Genomic DNA, 4,695 nt, shown 5'->3' on the forward strand with positions numbered 1-4,695 from the left:
CGTACAGACAGTGCAGTCACGATGCGTAGACCAGACGATCCTCATCATGGGAACGACCCTCACTGACGGTAGGCAAAACGGAACCGTTACACCATCGTCCAGGCGGCGTCGGGTGGTCATCCCCCTCACCGCGAAGAAGCCGTTCACCTATCCCAACCGCGCCTGAGCTGGGAAAACACCGATGGGAACGCCCGTCTCTTCGCTCGTTGCCGCCCACTACTCCCCGGACTGTGATCGTTTCACTACGGTGGCGCGAGAGGAGTGAGGTCCCGGAACGCGATGGCGGCGACCGCGCGGCCGGGGGCTTCAGGTGGAGACGTCCGGCTTGATCGCGGTGATGTAGGTGATGGAGGTCTGAAGGAGGATGGGGCGTCGGCGGGCGGTCGAGCGCCACGCTTCCGAGTAGCGACGCGCGAACGCGGCACCCAGAGTCCGGCCGATCACCTGATAGGTCGACTCACCAGCCGGACCCGCGGCGTGCAGCGCGGCTTCGGCGGCGATCACGTTCTCCAGCGGGGCGGTGACCGTGTCCTCGGTGAACTCGACCTCGGTGAGCCCCGCGAGACGCGCGTTGCCGACCGCATGGGCCGGAGTGAACGCGTACGCGGCCGGCCGAACGGCGGCCATCGCCTTCTCCACACGGCTGACGTCGTGGGCACTGAGCCCGTCCAGCTCGATGGGCTGACGTCGGGCGAGCACGAGCTCGCAGACCGACAGACGGCCCCCTGGTCTGAGGACCCGCGTGATGTCGATCAGCATGCGGCGGGGATGACGCAGCGGTGCCAGGACACTGAAGCCGATGACCGCGTCGAAGCTGGCATCGGGCAGAGGCAGGGGCCGCTCCGTGAGATCCCATACCGATCCCCACGTTTGGCCGTTCTCCGGGGTCGGCCGGATTCTGCTCAGTGCCGCCCGGCTCGGGGCCAGGGTCGTGACGCTGCCGCCCGGCACGACGGCCGCGAGCGCCGCGGACATCAGTCTCGCGCCCAGGCTCAGATCCAGCAGGTCCTGCCCGGGACGTGCGGCGGCACCGTCCAGCACGGCAGCCGCCAACGCGGACGGTCGATGACGGGGATCGCGCCGGTCGGCGCGGTGCACGGTCAGCAGATCGGAATCGGTGGGTTCGCCGGCGGAGCGGCCGGACCGGCTCTGGGGCCGGCCGGCGCGTGCGGCCTTGGTCGGATGCTGGGACGTCACGAATCACTCTTCTGGTCGGTGGTGCTGCCCACTCGGGTGACGGCGGGCAGCGTGCACAGTGATCATCACCATCGTCGATCGGGCCGTCATTCCCGCAAGCGGGAATGATTCGTTCACCCCGCTGCGACTGCTGTGACCTGCGGAGACCGTTGGCGCCGTCCTGGTTTGTTCGGCATAGGGCCTGTCGGATGCGGCAGCCACTCGTGCCAGGAGCCGCCGAGAACGTGGCGGACCTCGCTGGATCAATCGGCAGGATCGACCTCCCGCAGGCCGTTGTGACACGCCGATGACTGACGGTGTTCGCCGCCGCCGACGAGCTGGCCGACGACGGTGACGATCAGGGGCGACAGGCGCAACGTCGCCCCGGGAATGGACAGTCACTGCCGAAGCGAGGGCCCGCCGCCCGCACATCCCCGCAGGTCAGAAGGGCAGCGCGCCCCGAACAGATTGTTCGTCGGCGAGGGAATGACACCCGGCCTCCGTCCAGGCGATGGTGTGACGGTTCCACCTCTCCCGGCAGGAAGGACCGCCGATGCCCGCAGCTCCCGACCGCGCCCCTGCCGTGCCGGTGTTCCGCTGCTCTCCCGCGGGCCCGGCGGACCCCTGGCTGGTCCCGGTTTTGGCTCGCGTGGAGATCATTGTCAAAGGGTGATGCGGTCGCGCGAGCGCGCCGCCTTCCCAGCGTTATCCGGAAAGGAAACGGGCCACATGACCGTTGAGCCCCGCACCCAGCCCGACGATCGACTCCTGGCTGATCTGGCCTGGCTGGGCGCCATCCAGGACACCCCCGGCGTGCTGGAGACGTTCGTCGCCGGACACGCGCCTCGCGTGTTCGCGCTCGTCGAACAGGACGTCGGCATGTTGGAAGACAACGTGTTCGGCTGGGGCCTCCAGTTCAGCGACCACGCCGTCGTCGTCGCGCGCGGCGGGACGTTCTCCACGGTCTGCTCCCACGCGGACGACGCCGTGACGATCTTCGCCGTTGCCGGGCGGAACCTCCGCCTCGTCTGGCACAGCCCTCCCACCCCGACGACGTCCTCCGCCAGTGGCCGCGACCTCCTGAAGCGTCGGCGGGTCATCCGATGACCGCCAACGACTCCTGCGCTGCGTGGTGCCAGCTGCGCGCCGGCCATCTCCGTCCCGAACCCGCGGGCCCCGGCGACCACCACATCGCGGAGATCGCGTAGATCGACATCCCGGAGATACCTGGGCTGCGGTCCGCGGTGGCCGGCCCCCTGCGCGTGCGGGTCGAACAGTACGTGACGGCGTCCACCGTCCACCCGGCGATCATCAGCGCCGACTTCGGTGACCGTGCCCCTACCCGCGGCGGCTTCGAGTACCTCACCGCGCAGGAAGCGCAGGCCCTCGCCTGGACGCTGATCCGGGCTGCGACCACCATCGACGCCGGAACCTGCCCCCAGTGCGTAGACCGGAAGGACAGGAGACCGCGATTCTCGGGCAGGGAACCGGAAGCCACCGGCCCTTGAAGACCCGGGAGAAGACGGTCGGCGGGATATTGCACCGGACGCGAGCAAGCGAGTGTGGGAAGACGGGAAGACGGGCCTTAGGTGGCTTATGCGAAGCTGAGCGCATGGATCCTTGGAGAGTGTCTCAATGCTCCGACAGCGCCGTCTTGGTCGCCCCGCCGTGACGGGTCAGCCGGGGCCGCAGGGTGGCCTTGACCGCGCCGTTGGTGAACGCGCGGTCGGTGGCGCGGCTCGACCATACGTAGGCCTCTCCGGGGACGAGCGCATTGAGTTTCGTCGACGTCAGGTCGGCCAGTGCCGTGTTGGCCTTCTGGTAACTAGTCAGCAGTCTTGATCGATTTCTGTTGTTGCAGGTCGGGTTGTTGGGTGACTCCCGCTGTGGGTGTGGGGTGTTCGCGGTGGGTGACCGGTCCGTAGGCTGCTGGTGTGTTGCCTGTGGATCCGCTCGCGCTGTCGTATGACGAGCTCGTGGTGCTGGTCGCGGCGCAGGCGGCGCAGATCGCCGAGTTACGGGCCGCGTTGGAGAAGGCGAACGCGGAGATCGCGGAACTGAAGGCCTGGCTCGCGAAGAACTCGCGGAACTCCTCGAAGCCACCGAGCTCGGACGGTCTGGCCAAGCCCGAACCGAAGTCGCTGCGCAAGAAGTCCGGGCGCAGGCCCGGTGGGCAGGCCGGGCATGAGGGCACGACGCTGGCACTGGTCGACGACCCGGACCGCACGGTCGTCCACGAACCGGCGGTGTGCCGGTGCTGCGGGGACGGGCTGGTACTCGCGCCGGTCACCGGGGTGGAGCGCCGGCAGGTCGTGGACCTGCCCCCGGTACGGCCCGTGGTGGTCGAGCATCGGCTCGTCGAGCGGGAGTGCGCCTGCTGCGGTGCCCGGACCCGGGCGCGGGCCCCCGGCGGGGTGGACGCCCCGGTCCGGTACGGCCCGGGAGTCGAGGCGCTGGTCCTCTACCTCTATGGCGGCCAGTTCCTCGCGCGGGACCGGGCCGCGGTCGCGATGGCCGAGCTGTTCGGGATCCGGCTCTCGCCCGGCACGGTGGCCGCGATGCTCACCCGGGCCGCCGGCCGTCTGGAGAAGGAGTTCCTTCCCCAGGTCCGCGACGCCCTCGCCGCCGCGGACGTGGTCGGGGCCGACGAGACCGGCCTACGGGTCGCCGGGAAGCTGCACTGGGTGCACTGCGCCCGCACCGACAGGTTCACCCTGGTCGTGGTCCATCCCCGCCGCGGGAAGGACGGTATCGATTTCCTCGGGGTGCTGCCCGGGTTCACCGGCGTGGTGGTGCATGACTGCTGGGCGCCCTACGATGCCTTCGTCGACGCCGGCCACCAGCTCTGCTGCGCTCATGTCGTGCGGGAACTGCTCGCCATCGCGGAGAAGGCCACCCCCGCGGCCTGGTCCTGGGCCGGCCAGGCCCGCGACGCCCTCGTCGACCTGCAGCGTCTGGCCGCCGAGGCGCGTGCCGCCGGCGCCGCCGTGGTCGACCCCGACACCGCGGCCGCCGTGCTGCGCCGGCTGCGTCACGCCGTCCAGGTCGGGATCAGCCAGACCACGCCCCGCACGACCAGCCAGATGCGGACCGAGAACAACCTGGCCCGCCGCCTCGCCGACCGTGAGGCCGACTACCTGCGTTTCCTGTCTGATCTGACGGTGCCACCGGATAACAACGGCAGCGAACGCGACATCAGGATGGTCAAGGTCCGGCAGAAGATCTCCGGCTGCCTGCGTTCCCTGACCGGCGCCCGACAGTTCGCCGCCCTACGCAGCTACCTCTCCACGACCCGTAAACACGGGATCGGGATGCTCGACGCCCTCCGCCGCCTCGCCGAGGGCCGCCCCTGGCTGCCCACCGAAACCCCGGCCCTCACCCCAGCCGCGTAACCACCAGCCACTACCGATCATCAGATAGCTGACTAGTTACCAACGATTTACTGGCAAGGCACGCGTCGCTACTGATGATTAATGCGTAGAGTTATGTTGATCACGGCTCTTCCCAGGCTAGTACTCC

General features: G+C 69.3%; 4 protein-coding genes. 3 read left to right on the top strand and 1 reads right to left on the bottom strand.

Features of this window, described 5'->3' with window-relative positions; translation table 11 throughout:
• Positions 1-306: 306 nt before the first annotated feature.
• The gene (locus AC08OP_RS21065) at positions 307-1,197 is read right to left on the bottom strand and encodes a class I SAM-dependent methyltransferase (protein WP_476615762.1); all 891 of its coding nucleotides are present in this window, start codon (positions 1,195-1,197) and stop codon (positions 307-309) included.
• A 708-nt stretch (positions 1,198-1,905) separates the two neighbouring features.
• Between AC08OP_RS21065 and AC08OP_RS21070 the strand changes: the two genes are divergently transcribed.
• The 3 genes from AC08OP_RS21070 (at position 1,906) to tnpC (ending at position 4,568) form a co-directional block, all read left to right on the top strand.
• Positions 1,906-2,283 (top strand): hypothetical protein, encoded by a 378-nt coding sequence (locus tag AC08OP_RS21070; RefSeq protein ID WP_476615763.1) that lies wholly within the window; start codon positions 1,906-1,908, stop codon positions 2,281-2,283.
• A 137-nt stretch (positions 2,284-2,420) separates the two neighbouring features.
• Entirely contained in the window at positions 2,421-2,684 is a 264-nt protein-coding gene (locus AC08OP_RS21075) for a hypothetical protein (RefSeq protein ID WP_476615764.1), read from the top strand.
• A 426-nt stretch (positions 2,685-3,110) separates the two neighbouring features.
• A complete protein-coding gene (tnpC, locus tag AC08OP_RS21080) occupies positions 3,111-4,568 on the top strand; it encodes an IS66 family transposase (protein ID WP_476615765.1) in 1,458 nt (485 codons plus the stop codon).
• The last annotated feature ends 127 nt before the right edge of the window (positions 4,569-4,695 follow it).

It is taken from the genome of Frankia sp. CeRuru1 (assembly GCF_977966315.1).